Origin of the sequence: Pseudomonas sp. F3-2 (genome assembly GCF_038804275.1) — a bacterium.
GTDB lineage: Bacteria > Pseudomonadota > Gammaproteobacteria > Pseudomonadales > Pseudomonadaceae > Aquipseudomonas.
The window spans coordinates 5,437,684-5,457,248 of the sequence record NZ_CP152388.1; the positions used below are offsets into that span (position 1 = coordinate 5,437,684).

Here is a 19,565-nt window from a genome sequence, read left to right on the forward strand (position 1 = left end):
TACGCCAAAAGGTGCAGTAAAGCCGAAGTCAGCGGCTCCGGATTTTCTCCACGATCGCTGTCGTCGAACTGTTCTCCACCAACCCAAGCACTTTGACCGTTCCGCCATAGGCAGTGACGATGTCAGCGCCCACGACCTGATCAACCGAGTAATCCCCTCCTTTGACCAGCACGTCCGGGCGGACATGGGTCAGCAGATTCTCGGGAGTGCCTTCTGAAAAGCTGACCACCCAATCCACTGCGCCAAGGCCTGCAAGCACCGCCATGCGACGATCGACGCTGTTGATCGGCCGACCCGGTCCTTTCAGGCGACTGACCGAGGCGTCGTCATTCACTGCGACGATCAGCCGGTCTCCCTGCGCCCTCGCCTGCTCCAGATAAGCCACATGGCCTGCGTGGAGAATGTCGAAGCAACCGTTGGTGAAAACGATCTTCTCGCCATGGGCGCGGGCGTCATCGGTCGCGAGCAGCAACTGGTCCAGCGTCAGCACGCCGCGCTCGGAACCCTCCGCCCGCTGGATCGCGCGGCGAAGTTCTGGCGCGCTGATGGCCGCCGTGCCCAGTTTGCCTACGACGATACCGGCTGCCAGATTCGCCAATGCGACGGCATGCGGCAGGTCTTCTCCTGCCGCAATGGCGGCTGCCAATGTGGAAATCACGGTGTCACCCGCGCCAGTCACATCGAAAACCTCGCGTGCGCGGGCAGGCAGATGAAGAGCTGAATGGTCTGGACGCAACAAGGTCATGCCGTGTTCGCCACGGGTGACCAGCAATGCCCCCAGCTCCAAATCAGCCATCAGACGGGCACCTCTGGCCACAAGTTCCGCTTCGTCGGAACAATGTCCAACGATAGCTTCGAACTCGCTCAGGTTAGGTGTGATCAGCGTGGCGCCACGATAGATCGTGAAATCCTTGCCTTTGGGGTCAGCCAGCACGGGAATGCCGCGCTCGCGGGCGGCCTGAATCAGCGCTTGATGGTTTTTCAGGGCGCCTTTGCCGTAGTCGGACAGCACCATGACTCTCACGCCGTCGAGCAACGCGTCGACTTCCTGGCTGAGTGCGACAGGGTCGGTGGTGAACGACTCTTCGAAATCGATCCGCAGCAGTTGCTGATGGCGGCTCATGACGCGCAGCTTGACGATGGTGGGCTGGTGCGCGATGCGCTGGAAGCAGGCATTCACGCCAGCGGCCTTCAGGCTGTCGGCGAGGCTCACGGCCGCTTCGTCCTCACCGGTCACACCGACCAATGAAGCCTTGGCACCAAGCGCTGCAATGTTCAACGCAACGTTGGCTGCGCCACCCGGACGGTCTTCGATCTGATCGACCTTGACCACGGGAACAGGCGCTTCAGGGGAAATTCTCGACGTTCCGCCATGCCAATAGCGGTCGAGCATGACGTCGCCGACTACCAACACTGGTGCCTGATCAAAACGCGGCATGGACAACTTCATCGAACAACCCGTAGCTGAAATGGACAAGGGCGGAATCTTAGCACAGCCTGTATCGGACGGCGCTCAGCTCCCGGGAATTGCCCTGTGTGACCCGTTTCAGTCGGCGAAAGGCCGCACCATGAACACCTCATGGCGACGCACGGCCTTGCGGAAGAACTCGTCTTCCCCCGTCGCAGGCCAGTGGCGGCCGACCAGCACGCGCTGGATCCAGCGCCGCACCAGCCGCTTGAACGGCGGACGCCCCTGCAGATCGTGCTGCATGGCCAGCGCCATTGCTTTGTCCATCTGCGTCGACGCGTCCAGCGACGGGCTCCAGAGGCTGTCGCTCGAAGTCTGGTAGACAAACGGCGGCAACGCTACGCCACTGCCTGCCCGGCCCATCGGCCAGCGGTCGTTGTCGTGGAGGTGATTGGCGTAAAGCAGCGCGACCGACGGTTTCCAGGTGCTCTGCGCAACGGCCTGATACAGCGCCTGCGTTGTCGCGACGTGGTCGGCATGGGGGTCGAGCTCTGGGTGCGGCATCACAATCACCTCTGGCTTGAAACGCTGGAGCAGCGCCACCAGATCGGCCACCAGATTGTCCCAACAAGGGTTTCCATCCGCGTCGCCCGGCAGCGCGAATGGATTGTGGCGGCGCGCCGTGCGGATATCGCTCTCCTGCGACTCTCGCGAACCGAAGGATTGTGTGGGCGCTTCGCGCATCGCGGGCAATTGCAGGCAGTAGTAGCCCAGTTGCACGCAGCGGTCCTGCGCGACGCCACCCCACAGCGGAACCGCCAGGCTGTCCCAGGTCCGCAGACGTCCCTTCAACCGGGCCGCTTCAGCCGGGTTCAGGCCCAGCCGCTGATAGCCCTCGGCCTCGATCTCGCCTTGCGTAAGGGTCACGATGGTCGGTTCGACCGCCTTGCTGTACAGCCCGAATGCCGCCAGCTCGGCGTCATCGGCATGAGGCGCCAGCACCATGACGCGCTTGTCGGCGTAATCCGGGTGGCTGAGGACATAGAGTTTCGTCGGGGTCGAGACGCGGCAGTGATGCCCTTCAAGCCGCAAACCGTCAGCCGTCAGCGCTGCGTGCTGCCCTGAAAGATTCAGATAGCGCTTGCCACGCGCCCCCCGCTCGAACTCCTGTCGGTCGTCGCCGATGCTGACATACGGATCGACCCAGCGCCCAAGCCACGTGCTTCGCAGCTCAAGCTCGAGCACCAGCGTCTGCCCCGCGTCCACGGACGAGTCGAGGCGCAAGGTGCCGTTGACCAGGCTGACAGGGCGAACGTCGGCATCAGCAGGAAACGTATAGAGGTAGTCGCTCGCCGGCGAATAGAAAAGGTGATCCGAGAACCACGCCTCGTGCGCGACCCAGCAGACAACCAGCAGGATCGGAATCCACCACCAGGCGATGAACAGACCGGCCGCGACGAGGGCTGCCAGGATGAAAAGCATCGCCACACGTTTGGCGCGTCGATGCTTTTTGAGAAGTGCTTGTTTATGCCCGCTCATGTGAGATCAGACCTTGTAGACCGGCACCGTCCGGCACCAACGATCTTTATATTCGCGGTCGGAACGCCCGAAAGAATAGCGCAGCGGTTTGTCGAGCGATCGGGCGTCGGACCAGGCGTTTTGCGTGTTGACGTAACTCAGCACGCTGCCAGGACTCAATGCCTGCTGTTGAGGATCGACGCCGCCGTTGACGTATTCGACCGACACCCAGTTGGGCGACTCGACGCGATACAGCACCTGAATCGCGATCGCTTGCTCGTCGAGCATGATCACCGAGCCCGTCATGAACTCACGCATCAGGGTGAACACATCGCCCAGATGCGCTTTGCCGGGCACTTCGAAGTTCCAGCGGGCCTGAAACAGCCGCTCGTACATCGCCGCAAGCTCGGCAGGCGTGAAATCCAGCACGGGACGCAATACCGCACCCGCCTCTTCGAGCAAACGCTGCTCGCGACGCTGGTTGTAACGAAATTTCTTCGAGTAATCCTCAGGCTCGCGCGCAAGGGCCAGGCTTTCGGCCTGCGGCTTGAGCGTTGTGACCAAGGGCAGACTCAGCTCCGAGACGTAGCTCATGCGCTGGCGCACTGGTACACGAACGTCCTGCGCAACGGGGAGAATGACTTCGGCGTTGCCGAGGTCGAAAAATCCCCGCTTGCCCTGCTGCTTGAGCACCTTTCTGGACAACGCCAGATCTCGCCCCCAGCAAGCGACCGCAGCAACGATGTCGCCATCAGCCTGCCAGCCCAGGTACCTGACAGGTATGCCGACCAGTCCTGCGAGACGTTCGATCACCCGAGGATGGGTCGCCACGCTGCCGCCAAACCGGCTCCATGCCTGCTCGTAGGCAGCTGCATCGATAACCGTCCAGCCTCGTTCACGCCAGAATCGCAACGCATTCAACATGCATCGATTACCTGACCGGCGTTGCTGGCGGGCTCATCTTCGAACTGTTTGGCGTGCAGACGCGTGTAATAACCGTTTTGTGCCAGCAGAGAGGCGTGCGTCCCGCGCTCAACGATACGGCCCTCATCCATGACGAGGATCAGATCGGCCTTCTCGATAGTGGTCAGACGGTGGGCAATCACCAGCGTGGTCCGCCCCTTCATGACCTTATCCAGCGCGTGCTGAATGTGGCGCTCGGACTCGGTGTCCAGCGCCGAGGTGGCTTCGTCGAGGATCAACAGCGGTGCGTTCTTGAGCAGCGCGCGGGCAATTGCCAGGCGCTGACGCTGACCACCGGACAGCAAGACGCCGTTCTCACCCACCAGCGTCTGGTACTTCTGCGGCAGCTTGTCGATGAACTCATCGGCAAAGGCGTCCGCCGACACCTGCTGAATGTCCTCCAGCGGCGCCCCTGCCAGATCACCGTACGCGATGTTGTTGGCAATCGTGTCGTTGAACAGCGTGACGTGCTGCGTCACCAGCGCGATATGCCGGCGCAGGTTGCGCAGCGTGTAGTCTTCGATCGCAGTCTCATCGAGCAGAATCTGGCCTTGACTGTGATCGTAGAAGCGCGGGATCAGACCGGCCAGCGTGGATTTACCGCTGCCTGAACGACCGACCAGCGCAACCATCTGACCTGCTTCGGCGACGAAACTGACGTCATCAAGGACGCGCTTTTCCGTGCCCGGGTAGGTGAACGACAGGTTCTTGACCTCCAGCCGGCCGCTGACCTGTTCACGTTCAACGGTGCCGCTGTCGTGTTCAGGCGTTTCGTCGAGCTGTTCGAAAATGCTTTCGGCCCCGGCAACGCCCTTCTGGATGGTCGAACTGACCTCGGACAACTGCCGGATTGGCTTGGGCAGCAAACCGGCCATGGTGATGTAGGCCACCAGATCGCCCGCTGAAGAATCTCCGCGCAGATAAAGCACCAGAAACATCACGATGGCCATGCCGGTGTACGTCACCAACTGCAACATCGGGGTGTAGACCGCGCCCGTCTTGGTCATCGTCAACTGTTTTTTGGTGTTGCTGCGGCTCGCCTTTTCAAAGCGGCCTTTTTCGTAATCTTCCCCGCCGAAACTGCGCACGACGCGATACCCGTGGATGGTCTCGGACGCCACGTGGGTGACGTCGCCCATCGCGACCTGAATCTTCTTGCTCTGTTTGCGGAATTTGCGGCTGGTGCTGTTCACCATCACTGCGATGAGCGGCAGGATGGCCAGCATGACCAGGGTCAGCTCCCAGTTCATCCACAGCAACGCGCCGAACAGGAAAATGACTGTCATGCCTTCGCGGATGACCACCTTGATGGCGTCGGTCGCGGCCCCCGTCACCATGGTGACGTTGAACGTAATACGGGAAATCAGGTGGCCGGAGTTGTGGTTGTCGAAATAACGGTTCGGCAACGTCAGCAACTTGTTGAACAGCACCAGACGCAGATCGTGCACCAGCCCCAGTGAGACTTGTGCCAGGAAGTAGTTGCCCAGATAGGAACCTGCGCCCTGCCAGATGGCGATCAGTACGATCATCAAGGGCACGGCCTGCAACAATTGAAGGTCGCCCAGGTAGGGCACGCCGGGAAACAGTCGCGCCTCTGGATTGGCCAGACCGTCGACGAAATACTTGAGGATGTAAGCGAGCATCGGCTGGGTCGATGCGAAGATCAGGAAGCCCACGATACTCAGAACGAACAGGCCGATATACGGCCTGACGTACGTCAGCAACCGGAAATAGATGGCCAGAGTGGATTTGCCGCGAGGTTCAGGACTGCTCATGGGGATCCGCGTAAAAAAATGAGTCGGCTATCTTAACACAGCTCTCCGAATGGCGAGCCGGGGAGCCAAGCCCGTCCGAGTCGGGTAAGATGGCGAATTTTTCAGGTAGTAGAACTGATGCACTCGATGAAACACAGCGACTATCTGGCCTTGCGAGAAAACGCGACAGTGCTGGAAGCCGATGGGTCGGGAGACAAGGTCCTGCTGCTCGCCAATGGTGACATCCTCAAGCTGTTCCGTCGCAAGCGCCTGCTGAGCTCGGCACTGCTGTTCCCTTATGCCAAGCGCTTCGCCGACAACATTGCTGCCCTTGAACAACGGCAGATTCGCTGCCCGCACATGGTCGACACCTACCGCATCGGCAGCATCAAAAGAGATGCCGTGCGGTATGAACCACTGGCGGGAATCACCCTGCGTCAGGCCATCAAGCAGAATAACGAAGGCGATGCCTTGCGCGCCAAGCTGGGCGCCTTCATCGCACGGCTGCATGATCAGGGCGTCTACTTCCGCTCCCTGCATCTGGGCAACGTCATTCTTACCCCCGATAACGCGCTGGGCCTGATCGACATCTCGGACATGCGCTGCCAGAACCCGTCGCTGAGCCGCAGCAAACGGCTGCGCAACTTTCAGCACCTGCTTCGTTACAAGGAAGATCGCGCCTGGCTGTTGGGCGAGGATGCCGGCGCGACATTCCTGAACGCTTACATCCAGAGCCTTGAGGCCCCGATCCGGAGCCCGCGCTTCGTCTCAGACCTTCAGGCCATGCTCGGCTGACACGACGTCAGCCGCGTGGCAGCAGCTCATCAAGCTGCTCGGCGGTCAGTTTCGGCACGACGCTATGGGGCAAGCGGCTTTCCAGCGACAGGTTGAAAACCTGCAAGCCGGTGCGCGGCACGATCCTTTTCGCCATCAACTTAAAGCTGGGCAAGATGTATTGCTCGAAATCCTCATCCAGGCTGCTCGGCAGCGCAGCCTGACCCTGCTCGTAGAACCGCCCGCCCTGCTGACGCAAATCCACGCCGATCAGAAACGCCTGGCGAAACCCCAGGTGGCAAGACAACTGAAGCCCTGCAAAAGGGATGGTCCGGCTGCCGAAATAGCCCCGCGCCAGATTCAGGCTGAACCCGATCCGGTTGGGTTTACGCCGCAACAGCGAGAAGTTCGAGATCAGTTCAGGATCGTGACGGATCGACCAGGCATACGCGCGATCGGAGAGGATCGGTTTGCGGTCGCTGCGATTGACCCGCTCCAGCAGGTAGACCTTTTTGCCCTGCAAAGCCGTGCGGTCAGCCGCGTGAATCTGCTCGAGCACGTCCAGACTCATTGCCAAACGCTCGCCATGAAGCGCGCCCTTGATCGCAAGTTCCGGGCGCCCAATGACGAAGTTCGGATCATCACAGAGGTAGAAGAAGGGGCGGATGCCCTGCTCGATGCACCGCAGCACGGAGCCATTCATGGCGATGACCGGACAGGTCCGATAATCATGCAGTGGGAAATGGCTGGCAGACGGACCTGACGCGAGCAGGAAAACCGGCCCGCTGAAGGCGTCGCGTACCGTCGCAAAGTCCTGGAGCTGCAACTCCAGATCCGCTGCGATCAGCCAGCGAGCATCTCCCCTGCTCTCAACCTTCACGTTGCGCAACCTCCCTCGACACGGCGATGGCACCGGCGAGCGGGAGCCACAGCCACATCCACACAAGCCCCGGCGTGCCGATGAATGTGTGCAGTTCTACCACCATGACAACCGCGATACCCGCGAGCATTGCGATCCACAGGCCAGCCTCTTTCGAACGCGCCAGCGCACGGGACAGGCTGACCGCAGCGAATGCCATCGTGATCACAAGCAGGGCGAGACCGACGATACCCAGCTGATAGAGCACTTCCAGATAAAGACTGTGAGTGTTGCCGACGATTTGCCCTGTGTGCAGGCGCACCTGACCCAGCGCCGTGCCCGCGCCTCGGCCGAACCACCAGTGGTCCGTCAGGCGCGAAAAGATCATGCTCCAGACTTCATTACGCCCGGTGACGCCACGCACGTTCACTTCGAACATCAGCTCCCGGAAGCCCAGAATCGCAATCGCCACGATACCGACGGCAATGGCGATCAACAGGCTGCGCCGGACTTTCCCCTGAGTCATCACACAGACCAGCAGCAGGCAGCCGGCCGCGCACCCCATCCACGCGCTGCGGGCAAAGGTGAAATAGATGTACACCGCGAGAACCGCGCAGCACAGCAGCCAGAAGAGGCTTTCCCGGCGCTTCTCAGCCGTCAGCATCAGCCACGCGCCTGCGATCAGGAAGAAAGCGTAGTGCATGCCTGCCACGATGGTATTGCCGAAATCGGCGACATTGACCACGCCAGAGGTGGCCAGCTTCATCTCGCGATAACCAAACTTGAAGGCGCCGTGGGTCATGAGATTGACCATCGAAAACAGCGCGAAGCCTGTCGCGAGGCAGACGCCGATCTGCATGATGCGCGTCCAGTTAAGGACGGACAGCGGCTTTATTGCACTGACCGCTGCGATAAACAGGCAGATGAGTACCAATCGACGCGTGGACTGAAAGTTATCCCCGGAAAAGAAGCTGTTCAGAAACATATAGCCCAGCAGCACCGCCGTCGCGATGATCAGCGGGTTCAGCGAAAACGAACGGCGGTTGAACAGCCCGAACGAGGCCAGCAGCGAAAGGAGCAAGGCAATGCGGATAAACGATGCCCACGCACTTGATGAGCCCGGCCACCAGAATGAGCCGAGGAACATGGCAAGTATCGCAAGAGCAGCAAAGAGTGATGAGCAAAGACGAAAGCGAGACGACCAAACACTACTGACCATTACAAATCCGATAGATCAACTTGAAAGCAATACGAGCCCGCACTGACGGTGAACTCGCCCTTGGTTCTTTTTGCCAGTTAAAAGCGGGTTATATATCCGGCAGGCAATCGGTGACTTGCGGCAAACGCCAGAAGACCTTGCGCACGGCGTCATCCGAAAAGGTGTCGTGCAGGCGCTGCATCATCAACGAAGCACACGATTGCCGCTGCTCGGCATCCAGCCGCGACAGATGCACCAACCCCTGAGCCAGATGCTCGCCATCGCCCAGAGGAAAGAGAATGCCCACACCTTCGACGACTTCCTTTGCCCCGCCGCAGGCCGTCGCGATGAGCGGCACGCCCGCAACCATAGCCTCGAGCAGCACCATGCCGAACGGCTCATGATCCGAACTCAGGGCAAACACATCGAACGCCTTGAAATAGCGACTGGCCTGGGGCACTTGCCCCAACAGCATCACCTGATGGCCGATACCCAGCTCCATTGCCAGCTCTTTGAGGTCCTGCTCCAGCCGTCCGGTACCGAGAATAACCAACTGGCTGTCGGCCGGAAGATTCGGCAATGCCTGAGCGAACCCGCGCAGCAGCGTGGCCTGATCCTTGTCCGGATGCAGCCGTCCGACGTTGCCGACCACCCACGCATCCTGAGCGAGCCCAAGTGCTTCGCGGGCCTGTTCACGGGGCAACAGCGTAGTCGCGAGCCCGTCCACGTCGATGCGGTTATAAAGCGTCTGAATTCGGCCGGTCGGCCATTTCGGCAGAGCCTTTCGCAGATCATCACGCACGGCATCGGACACCCCGAGAAGGCTCAGGCGCATGCGGAACAGGTGCGCGAACAGCTTGCGACTGCGTCGGGTGTAATCACCGTAGGCGTGATGCACGCCGATCACCGGCAAACCGGTGGCTAACAGCGCGATATAAACCGGTTTGAAACGATGAGCGATGCAGAAGACAAAATCCCGCGAAGCAGCGATTTTCCGCAGATCACGAATGGCGCCCAGCTTCAGGCCACGGATGGCCTTGGAGCTGTACTCCATGAACAACACTTCGTCCGAGGCGCAGGCGGATGCCACCTCAGGGTCAGCGGCTCCGGTCAGGAATACCGTGGTGACACGGTATCCCTTGCCTGCGAACAGGCTGGCATATTGCCGGGCGCAGTCCAGAAACGGCCCGTCATAGCCGTGACAGAACTGCAGAACATGGCGCTCAGCCGAGCGTGTCATAGGAGTCTGCGCCGTCTTTGACCACCAGGATGTCTTCCATGATCAGGTACTGCAGATCCGAGCCGAAGAACATATTCAAGGCATCGGTGGGCGAGCAGATCATTGGCTCGCCACGACGGTTCAGCGAGGTGTTGAGCGACACGCCGTTGCCGGTGAGGTTCTCCAGCGCTTTCATCATGTCGTAGTAGCGCGGATTGTATTCGCGCTTGAGCACCTGGGCGCGAGAAGTGCCGTCTTCATGGACGACTTCCGGAACACGGGTCTTCCACTCTTCAGCCACTTCGAACGTGAAGGTCATGAAGGGCGCCGGGTGATCGATCTTGATCATCTGTGGAGCGACGGTGTCGAGCATCGACGGGCAGAAAGGCCTCCAGCGCTCGCGGAACTTGATCTGATGGTTGATGCGATCGGCCACGCCGGCCACGCTTGGGCAACCGATGATGGAACGACCGCCGAGCGCGCGTGGACCGAACTCCATACGCCCCTGGAACCAGGCCACGGGATTGCCATCGACCATGATTTTGGCGATCTGCTCAGGCATGTTCTCGAGCTTGCGCCATTTCGGCTGGCTCGGATGGCGTGCGCAGGCGGCAATGACATCTTCGTTGCTGTACGAAGGGCCAAGGTACACGTGCTCCATCTTCTCGACTGGCACGCCGCGAGCATGGGACACGTACGCAGCGGCGCCGACAGCGGTCCCGGCATCACCGGAAGCAGGCTGCACGAACAGTTCTTTCACCTCGGGACGCGCGATGATCTTCTGGTTGAGCTTGACGTTCAGCGCGCAACCGCCCGCGAAGGCAATTTTGCCGGTTTCCTTGAGGATGTCGCCCAGATAGTGATCCATCATCTGCAGCGCCAGCTTCTCGAACAGCGCCTGCATGCTGGCGGCGTAATGGATGTAAGGCTCGTCAGCGATGTCGCCCTCTCGTTTCGGGCCCAGCCACTCGATCAGCTTCGGCGAGAAATAGAAGCCCTTGCCCTTCTCTTTATAACGACGCAGGCCGATGACGTTGGCGTACTCGGTATTGATGACCAGTTCGCCGTTCTCGAAACTGGCCAGACGCGAGAAGTCGTACTTGCTGGCGTCGCCATAAGGCGCCATGCCCATGACCTTGAACTCGCCATCGAGCATCTCGAAACCGAGGAACTCAGTGATCGCACCGTACAGGCCGCCCAAGGAATCGGGATCGTAGAATTCCTTGATCTTGTGGATCTTGCCGTTTTCGCCATAGCCGAAGAACGTCGTGGCGTATTCACCTTTGCCGTCGATACCGAGGATCGCGGTCTTCTCTTGAAAGCCGGAGCAGTGATAAGCGCTGGAGGCGTGGGCCAGGTGGTGCTCGACCGGTTCGATCTTTATCTTTTTCGGATCGAAACCCAGCTGCTCCAGACACCAGACTATCTTGTTGCGATAGCGCTTGTAGCGACGGTTACCCATCAGGATGGCGTCGAGCGCACGATCCGGGGCGTACCAGTAACGCTTGGCGTAGTGCCAGCGCGCCTCACCGAACAGGCTGATCGGGGCGAACGGGATGGCCACGACATCGACGTCCGAGGGCTTGATGCCCGCCTGCTCGAGGCAGAACTTGGCCGATTCGTACGGCATGCGGTTCTTGGCATGCTTGTCGCGAACGAAACGCTCTTCTTCGGCAGCAGCAATCAGCTTGCCGTCGATGTACAGGGCCGCGGAAGGATCATGGCTAAGGGCGCCGGACAGGCCAAGGATCGTCAATGCCACTAGGGTCTAGCCTCTTCAGTCTGCATGCAGGCGTCATGCGCCTGACAAATAAGGTGTGCCTGGCGCGAGTGCGGCGGGCAGCTAAAGGGCGGGATTATAGCGTAACGGCGCCGGATTTGGTCGCGGGTAAATGAAGCGTGTTGCGATCTATTCAGATGGGTGTGGCTTACGCATATTCAGCTGAGCGGACTTATCTCGAAACATCCCTGAGTGGCAGGGGACGTTGACAGCCAGCACCTTCGCCCTGAGAATTCGCCCACGACTCAACCCTGTACACGGTGATTCAGTTCAACGACAGTCAGGGTGAAAAAACCGGCCAGCCAGCCGGTTTTTTCGTTTCCCAAGGATGGAAAAATGCGCACGGCCTGCTTTGTTGACGGATATAACCTTTATTACGGAATGCTACGCGGTACGCCTTATAAATGGCTCGACCTGCACTCCGTTCAAGCCACGCGATAACTATATAGCACCTCACCCCATCAGCGTTCTGATTGATTCGAAGCTCAACGAATCGACGGGCCCGGCGCCCGGCTCTGCGACCCTTCGCGGAGTTCATGACAGGAACGCAACACGCCATGGAAACACAGACACTTAACCCGCCCGCGCTCGATCGTCTGACGACGCTGGCCAGGGTACTTGAAGCCGAGCTCGATCATCTGCCTGCGGCCAGTATCAGTACGGATGACCAGATCGGGATGACGCCAACGGAGCAGGTCGAACATCTGCACGCGCGCATCGCGCAGTTCTGGAGCCAGGCCAGTGCCCGGGACATTTCGCGACGTGAATTATTTGTGACGGGGCTCGAACTGGCCCTGCGCGACGATGTGTCATTGAGCATCGAGGAAGGCGAGTTGCACGCCGATTATCAACGCTGCCTGCCGGGGGCTGACGAGCAAGCGCGCGTCGAATTCAGCTCGTTGCAGTTGCAGATCGACGATGGGCGCTGGATCGAGATCGCCGGCGCGATCATCTCCACCGCAGAGAACGGCCAGACGTTGCTGTCCTTGCCGGGGCAAAGCGGTGAAGGCTTCACTTCAAAACAGGCGATGACGGACGAGCTAACCCGACGCATCAACCATCCCGTTCTGCGCCTGCCTTTGCTGCGCACGCTGCCGGAAAGCACTCGCGACGCCTGGTCGGGCATTCAGGCTGAGGGTGACCTCTTCCTGGAAAACTGGACTGCCTCGGACTGGCGGCTGACACGCATCAAGGGCTCGGCCTTCGACTACGCCTTCGACCGCCTGCTGGACAAGCAGCACGGCGACATCAACGAGCTGTTCGCAACGAGCGTCGCGGGCACCGAAGCTTTCGCCTCGCGTCTGGATGCCCTGATGCGCATGCCGAAATCCTGGGGGCCTGACGGCATGATCGTTGCGATCGATCATCGCCTCTGGCTGCGCAGTGAACGCCAGAAGTGGCCTGACTGGCTGAAGATGGCAACGGTGCAGGAGCGTCAGCACTATGCCCGCGCGCTGGAGGAAACCGGCCAGGCGATCAGCGTGCTGACCAGCGTGATGGGCGACGCGGCTTCGCCAGAGCAGTACGCCCGCAGCCACCTGCGCGCACGCATCGCCAACGACCTGGGTCATGACGTCGATCCTGACCAGTTGCGCTTGTCGACCCAGCGCCCGCTGCCCGGCGTGGCGCAGACCTACACCAACAGCCGCTCGCTGACCCAGCTCGGGCTGATCGGCTTGCACCCCGGCGACTCGTTGGCGGGGTCGAGCTTTCTGACTGACACGCAGGTCACGCTGAACGGCCGCCCGCTCACGTCGGCTCACGAGCGTTTGACACTCGCGTATCTGGCCAAGCTCATCGACGAACTGGATCTGCGCAGCGCGTTTGGCCAGGCGCAACGGCAGATCTACGGCTCGGAAACGACTCAGCGACAGATGCGCGAGGTCATGCATCGTCAACTGTTGACCCACGGCTATGCTGCGGCGCTTCAGGGGCATCTTTCGCCAGACGGGTATGCGCTGATCGAGTCCTTGAATCCGGCGACCACGGCGCCGAAAAATCACAACGTCACGATCCAGCGACTGGTGCTCAACGGGCGCGATACGCTGGGCGGCGTTCTGGTGCTGCGCACGCTCAACGACGCGGGCGAGCTCGACAGTCTGATGCTGTACGCGGCGGACATTCCGCGTGCTCAGCGCTTTCAACACTTCACCAGTGAACGCCAGCTGCTCAATGAACTGGTGAGCTGGAGTCGCAGCACGCAATTGAGCGAGTTTCTCGTGGCCCACGTCGCGCCCACGCATCAGGCCGCGCTGGTAACCCAATTGCAACGGTTGGCTGAGCTCCCGGCACCACCGGAGAACTTCGTCAGCTACTCGACCTGTCCCGATTATGACGCAGGCCTGCGCGGGCTGGTGTCGGCGCACATACAAATGAAGCTGGCCGAGCAACGTCAGCACACGCCCGATTGGTACTTGAACGCCTCGAAGGAACAGCGTCAGCAACTGGTAGCGCTGGAGGATGCGCTCGTTGCCGTGCGCTCACGCTACGAAGCACAGCCCCACACTCACGTGCCGGATTTCGAGGCGTTCGTGCACAGCCATGCTTCACGCAAGATCAACGAACTGCTGGGGCTGCCCGACGGTGCTGTCGATCCCGATCAGATCATCATCACCTCACCGCGAGAAACCCTGAGCTATACGCGCATGCTGCGTGACGGCTATGACGACAGCCTGAGCCTGCTCACGGCAACCGCCGATACCACGGCATCGTTCACTGGCCCTGCCGGCCTGGACCTGAGCAAGCTGACCCCGAGCAAAGTCGCTCGCTCTGTGCACGGTCAATGGGTGCTCGACAAATACGTTGAGAAAGTCCGCAGCCAACTGCTCGATCCTCAAAGCGAAGGCTATGCCTGGCGCAGACGTCAGAGCCTGCTCCTGACGCAATTGCAGATGAGCGCCGATGCATTGCGCAGCCTGCTCAAAGGGCAGATCGATGCCGGGCAGCATCAATGGCTGAGCCGTACTCTCGAACAGCTGCATGCAACGGACCCGGTCCTGCGCGCCCGTTTCCCGGTTTATCCGCTGCAACTGAAAGTCGATGTGCTGGCGGTTGCCGTGAAGGTCGAAATCCTGCATGGCTGTTATTTGCTGCGCCCTGAAGGCCCGGACGCAGCGTCGCAGGCCTTGCTTTACACACCGCAGGCGCCTGACGGATACGCGTTTCGCCCACTCGAATCGTTCAGCAACACCTTGCTGCGCGACGGCATGGGCGACTACTACCTCAAGCGCGGTCGTGCTGGCGCCGGGCGTTCACTGGCGTTCGCACTGGCCGACCTGAAGAAGGGCAAAGGCATGGCGCCCGCCTTCGCGGATCGGCCTCTCACCGATCTGCACGATGTGTGCTTCAACCACATTATCGAACGCAAGATCGCCGACGCACAGGCCACGACTACCGGCCGCGCCGACATGCTCGCCCGGCTGATCTGGAGCAGCGTGGAGATGGTCGCAATCGTGCTGACCCTGCCCTTTCCGCCGGCGAGCTTCGCAGTCGGCATGGTCATGGCCGGTGTCGACAGCTACCGCGCATTGGCAGCGTTGCATGAGCGCGACCATGAAGCCGCAAGTCTGTATGTCCTCAGCGCATGGCTGAATACAGCAGGTTCGGCGGGCGATCTGTATTCGGGAATGAAGGGCCTCGGCGGCGTGCTGAAAAGGGTCGCACGCAGCGATCAATCTGTCCCCACATCCAGCCTGCCGGGCGTTAAAACCGAAGGCCCTCTCACACCGGTGATCGTGCAGGATGAAGTGTTCTGGGCGGCAGCGTCTGAAACCCGTCGTCACGTACCGCTGTACCGCACGCATGCATTGATGCCGGACACCTTGCAGCCCACCGGTCATTTCGCCGAAACCGACATCAGTGGAGTCTGGAAAGCCTTGCAGCAAGACAGCGCGAACCCCGCTTACGTCGTAAGCATCTCGCTGGCCGAAGGCACGCCCCTGGATGCTGCCCATGCACAGGGCGTGACGATGCTGCGCGGCAAGTGTTACATCACGATGCACGACCAGATTTTTCAGGTCCAGTACGACGCCAGCATGCGTATCTGGCAGATCGTGGATCCGGGCAATCCGTTCGCCTTTTTCGGCAGGCAGCCGGTACGACGCAATGAGCAGGGTCTGTGGGAAACCCTCGAACCATTGAAGTTGCGCGGCGGGGTCCTGCCCGTCTATCAGTCGCTTGACGAGACCGCCGCAGGACCGACCACTGCCGCGAACAGCCTGAGCGACTACGAGATGCCCGAAGGCCTGCAGCCTTACGTGTTTGGCATCGTCAGCGTCCGACAGGCCGAGAGCTACAGCGACAGCACTGGCCATCTTCGTTTCATGTTCGACGACATTTTCCTGGCCGGACGCGAAACCTACTCCACGCTGCGTCAAAACCTGTACCGCGACGCAGCGGCGTTCTTCGAACATCCTGCTCTGAAGACCAAGCCAGAGCTGCCTCAACTGGAGAGCGAAACCTCCGTCGAAGCATTCCTGAAGGCGGCGTTCAAGGACGCCAATGGTCTGGTCATCGGCGAGGCGCCGACGCTGATCGCCAGCAAACAGTTGCTGATCGACAACATGCCGCTGCTTGCCGAGCAGAAAATCGAGGTGCTTTATCTGGAGCATTTGCAGACTGATCAGCACGTGCACAAGCTACAGAAATACAAAGCGCTGGGGAGCAAGACCCGCAGCGGTTCGCATCAGCTCAAACACTATCTGGACACCGTCAACGACGGCGCGCTGAAGAGCCGCAGCGACAAATACGATTACTACCACGTGATCAAGGCCGCCCATCGGCACGGCATTGAGGTCAAGCCGTTCAGCTCCTCAGTCAGCTATGACTTCGCCGACAACGAGGTGAGCGCGGCACTGGGCGACCCGCTCGCGCAGCACAAGATGTCAGCGTTTTTCGGCAACAAGGTCATCAGCGACGACGTTCAGGCTCAGCCTCAACGCCGCTGGATTGCCCTGCTCGACCATCGGATCGCCAACGACTGGCAGCACCAGCCGGGCATCAGTGAATTGCAGGGGGTGATCAGTCTTCGTGTCGTCGAGGTGCCGCAGGGCCAGGCTCAACTGATTGCCCGCGACACCGATGATGCCCTCGGCGCGGCACAGACCCGAGGCGATTTCCGGGTAGAAATCCCATGCGCCCACGCCACGCCGACGGCAGGCACGAGCGCAACGGCAGCAGAGCCTTCGACTGCGCTGGATGATGCGCTGTACAACTTGCTGGAGCGCCGCTCACCTCTGGAATGGGGTCTGGACCCGCAGCGCAAATCCTTCGTCTCGCAGCGCAAGCTGGCGGCCAATCTCTACGCCGGTGAACACGGTTTCCAGTGGCATGCCGACGGCTACTGGGCGCGAGCGCAGGCTTCCCAATGGCCGAAGAACCCGGCACTCAACGCCATTCAGATATCGCTGATCGATGACAGCTATCAGTTACCCGTAGCGATGCGACCGGTCTTTCATGAGCTCGCCTACTTCCGGCATCGGGGCCTGAACCCGAATTACTTCTTTCCGGAAACCGAGCTGGCAGAAGTTCGCAAGACGTTCTTCGAACTGGGCGCCTCGCTGCAAAAAAGCGCCCGCGAACTGCTGTCCGCCGAGGTGCCCACTCGCGTGGCCATGCCGGACATCAAGGCTGACACGCCGATCAGCATGTTTCTGGAAGAGCTGTACGAAAATACTTCTGGCGTTGTCATTGGCGAATCCCATGCTGCGATTGCGAGCAAGCGCCTGATCCTCGACAACCTGGAGTATCTGTCAAAGCAAAACGTGAAGACGCTCTACATGGAGCATCTGCTGACGGACCTGCATCAGGCTGACCTCGATCTGTTCGCCGAAACAGGCTTGATGAGCAAGACCCTGCTGCATGACATCAAGGCCATGGACAAGGGCTTCCGCACCGACAAGGAGGGCGTCTATACCTTCGAGAACTTGTTGCTGCAAGCCCGACGCCACGGTGTCGAGGTGCGTGCGATCGATTGCGCGGCGTCCTACTTCATTCGCAATCTGCCGACGACGTCCGACTCGACGCGCCAGCAGGTATTCAGCTATTTCGCCTCGCGCACGATCCGCAAACATCAAAGCGTCATCGGGGCGCACAAATGGATAGCGCTGGTCGGCAATTCCCACGCCAACACCTTCAAGAACAGCGTGCCCGGCATTGCCGAGCTGGAGCGCGCCATCGGTGTGCGTGTGATGGACGTGGCGCCAGGCAAAGGCCGCGGCATCATGCTCGATCCGGGCGAGGAAGTGAGTCAGGGTATCGCGAGCGGGCAGGTGTTTCTCAAGAACGATTTCAGGGTTGAAATCGAGCTTCGGCCCCGCGCGCAACTGGCGATTCCGGTCGGCGACCGCCTCTATAATCCCGGCATGTTTTTGCTGGAACAGAGCGATTCGGCGCGACCGGTGATCATCCATCGCTCTCGGGACAGAACGCTCAAGCGAACGCCTGTGCGACTCAATGGCGAAGGCAGGTTTTACATCGAGCGAGACGCATGGCCTCAGGTGCATCTCAAGCCCTTCGATGACCTCGCGTCGCTGACTGACGCACTCGTGCAGATGAAACTCAAACACGTGGCCTGAGCGTGAACGGGCGCGATTCACCCTGCGGTGAGTCGCGCCCTCAGGCTTATTCGAGCGTTTTCGAGACGGTGGGAATACGCTGTTCCAGCAATTGGTGCAGCGCACTGTCGGCGGGCCAGTTGCGCATGAAACGCGCGCGATCCCTGGCGAACGCAGCGGCGAATGCACTCTGGGAGCCGTGCTGACACATGGCGTCCAGATCGATCAACGCCCATCGATCCTGCTGCCAGAACACGTTATGTCCCTTCAGATCGCCGTGGCTGATGCGTTCACGAATCAGCTGTGCAAACAGCGTGTCCAGCGCCTGCAACTCACTTTCGGGAGCATCTGCATTAGCCACGTAGGGCGCAAACCGCTCGATGATGTCGGGGCCCGGCAGGTGCTCGGTTATCAGATACGCTTTGCGCCGCAGCCAGAAGAACCGCTGCTCCAGCAGCGCGAGCGGCCTGGGCGTTGCGATGCCGAGAAACATCAGGCGATTGCCTTCACGCCATGAATGCCAGGCACGGCTGGGGCGCCAGAACCGCTTGAGCCAGTGCGCGAAATTCTTGATGTTGTAACGCTTGATCACCAGCGCTCGCCCCCCGACGTCGGCTTTTGCCACGCTGGCCGCGCCACCGGTCTTGTACAGATGACCGCTGTCGATCAGCGCATCAGCGTTGTCGAGCACCGGCAGCATCGCGGCTTCTTCCTCGCGACGGATTGCGCGCAAGGCAAACGGCCCGTCTTTAACGGCGAAGAGGCTGCATTCCCGGCCGATCTTGGTCAGATAATCTTTCAGCCGCCAGCTGCGCACTTTGTCGATCTGCTTCTGCAGGGCCTCGACCGGCAGACCGTGCTCGCCGTTGCTCAGCAGGTAGTAGACCAGCAATTCTTCAGTGAAGGGTTCCAGCGATTTAGGCAGCTGGGCGAAGAACACGCCGAGGTTTTCCAGCACTTTCTGCCGGGACAATGGCTTGCCGGCCTCCTCCACACGAATACCCGCGCCGTCGATCAAGTACAGCTTGCCGTCCTGACGCAGCAGGTTGTCCAGGTGAAGGTCTTCCTGCCAAAGCCCCTTGGCGTGCATCTGGCCGACGGCGGCTAACGCGTCACCCAGCACGGCTTGCTGTTCATCAGCCAGCGCTGGCAGATACTCCACCGCCTTCCAAGCCTCGCCCAGGCTCTGAGCCTGATCGAGAAACTCGAACAGCAGCCAGCCGCCCTCGCCGTCCTCGAGCCCGTCGGCGAGCAGCAACGGGGTGGTCAGGCCCTGAGCAGCGAGCAACTGGACACCGGCGCGCTCGCGCTGAAAATGCCGGGGCGCCTTCGGGCCGACCAGCAATTTGGCCAGCACCGGCCGGCCCCGCCAGATTCCCGCGCCCACATAACGCTGCCCCGGCAGCACGCGCAGCAGGCTCAACAGCTGCAATTCGGCCGGACCCGCAGCGTCGGCCAGCGCAATGCTCATTGGCAGCGCTGGCGTGCGACCGGCGTTTTTCAGTTCAGACAAACGCATCGGCGCCCTCTTTCATCAG

The 19,565-nt window shown here is 60.6% G+C and carries 11 protein-coding genes and 1 pseudogene; 3 read left to right on the forward strand and 9 right to left on the reverse strand.

The features are described from left to right. Positions 1-28 precede the first annotated feature (28 nt). From hldE to msbA, 4 genes are all read right to left on the reverse strand, one after another. Positions 29-1,450 carry a bifunctional D-glycero-beta-D-manno-heptose-7-phosphate kinase/D-glycero-beta-D-manno-heptose 1-phosphate adenylyltransferase HldE gene (gene hldE / locus AAGQ88_RS24360; RefSeq protein WP_285426741.1) on the reverse strand — a complete coding sequence of 474 codons (1,422 nt, stop codon included), beginning with the start codon at positions 1,448-1,450 and terminating at the stop codon, positions 29-31. Positions 1,451-1,546: 96 nt separating this feature from the next. Further along, positions 1,547-2,947, reverse strand: a complete 1,401-nt coding sequence (locus AAGQ88_RS24365; protein ID WP_342653827.1) for a PIG-L family deacetylase — start codon at positions 2,945-2,947, stop codon at positions 1,547-1,549. A gap of 6 nt (positions 2,948-2,953) precedes the next feature. Then, positions 2,954-3,850, reverse strand: coding sequence for a GNAT family N-acetyltransferase (locus tag AAGQ88_RS24370; protein WP_342653828.1), 897 nt, complete (start codon positions 3,848-3,850; stop codon positions 2,954-2,956). Further along, a complete protein-coding gene (gene msbA, locus AAGQ88_RS24375) occupies positions 3,844-5,664 on the reverse strand; it encodes a lipid A export permease/ATP-binding protein MsbA (protein WP_285426738.1) in 1,821 nt (606 codons plus the stop codon). The genes AAGQ88_RS24370 and msbA overlap by 7 nt, the downstream gene beginning before the upstream one ends. 117 nt (positions 5,665-5,781) lie before the next feature. Here msbA and AAGQ88_RS24380 point away from each other — a divergent pair, with 117 nt between their 5' ends. Further along, positions 5,782-6,438 carry a lipopolysaccharide kinase InaA family protein gene (locus AAGQ88_RS24380; protein WP_342653829.1) on the forward strand — a complete coding sequence of 219 codons (657 nt, stop codon included), beginning with the start codon at positions 5,782-5,784 and terminating at the stop codon, positions 6,436-6,438. 7 nt (positions 6,439-6,445) lie between these two features. Here AAGQ88_RS24380 and AAGQ88_RS24385 read toward each other — a convergent pair whose 3' ends face one another. From AAGQ88_RS24385 to AAGQ88_RS24400, 4 genes are all read right to left on the reverse strand, one after another. Beyond that, positions 6,446-7,297 (reverse strand): lipopolysaccharide core biosynthesis protein, encoded by an 852-nt coding sequence (locus AAGQ88_RS24385; RefSeq protein WP_342653830.1) that lies wholly within the window; start codon positions 7,295-7,297, stop codon positions 6,446-6,448. Then, entirely contained in the window at positions 7,287-8,423 is a 1,137-nt protein-coding gene (locus AAGQ88_RS24390) for an O-antigen ligase family protein (RefSeq protein WP_342653831.1), read from the reverse strand. The genes AAGQ88_RS24385 and AAGQ88_RS24390 overlap by 11 nt, the downstream gene beginning before the upstream one ends. A 160-nt stretch (positions 8,424-8,583) precedes the next feature. After that, entirely contained in the window at positions 8,584-9,714 is a 1,131-nt protein-coding gene (locus tag AAGQ88_RS24395; RefSeq protein WP_342653832.1) for a glycosyltransferase, read from the reverse strand. After that, positions 9,698-11,455 (reverse strand): carbamoyltransferase, encoded by a 1,758-nt coding sequence (locus AAGQ88_RS24400; RefSeq protein ID WP_285426733.1) that lies wholly within the window; start codon positions 11,453-11,455, stop codon positions 9,698-9,700. Before AAGQ88_RS24400 ends, AAGQ88_RS24395 begins: the two co-directional genes overlap by 17 nt. Before the next feature lie 354 nt (positions 11,456-11,809). Between AAGQ88_RS24400 and AAGQ88_RS24405 the strand changes: the two are divergent. Then, positions 11,810-11,890 (forward strand): annotated as a pseudogene (locus AAGQ88_RS24405) (NYN domain-containing protein); the annotation flags it as partial. Positions 11,891-12,030: 140 nt separating this feature from the next. Continuing rightward, entirely contained in the window at positions 12,031-18,048 is a 6,018-nt protein-coding gene (locus AAGQ88_RS24410; RefSeq protein WP_342653833.1) for a membrane-targeted effector domain-containing toxin, read from the forward strand. A gap of 46 nt (positions 18,049-18,094) precedes the next feature. Here AAGQ88_RS24410 and AAGQ88_RS24415 read toward each other — a convergent pair whose 3' ends face one another. Next, complete coding sequence (locus AAGQ88_RS24415; protein WP_342653834.1) at positions 18,095-19,546, reverse strand: lipopolysaccharide kinase InaA family protein; 1,452 nt, start codon at positions 19,544-19,546, stop codon at positions 18,095-18,097. Positions 19,547-19,565: the final 19 nt, after the last annotated feature.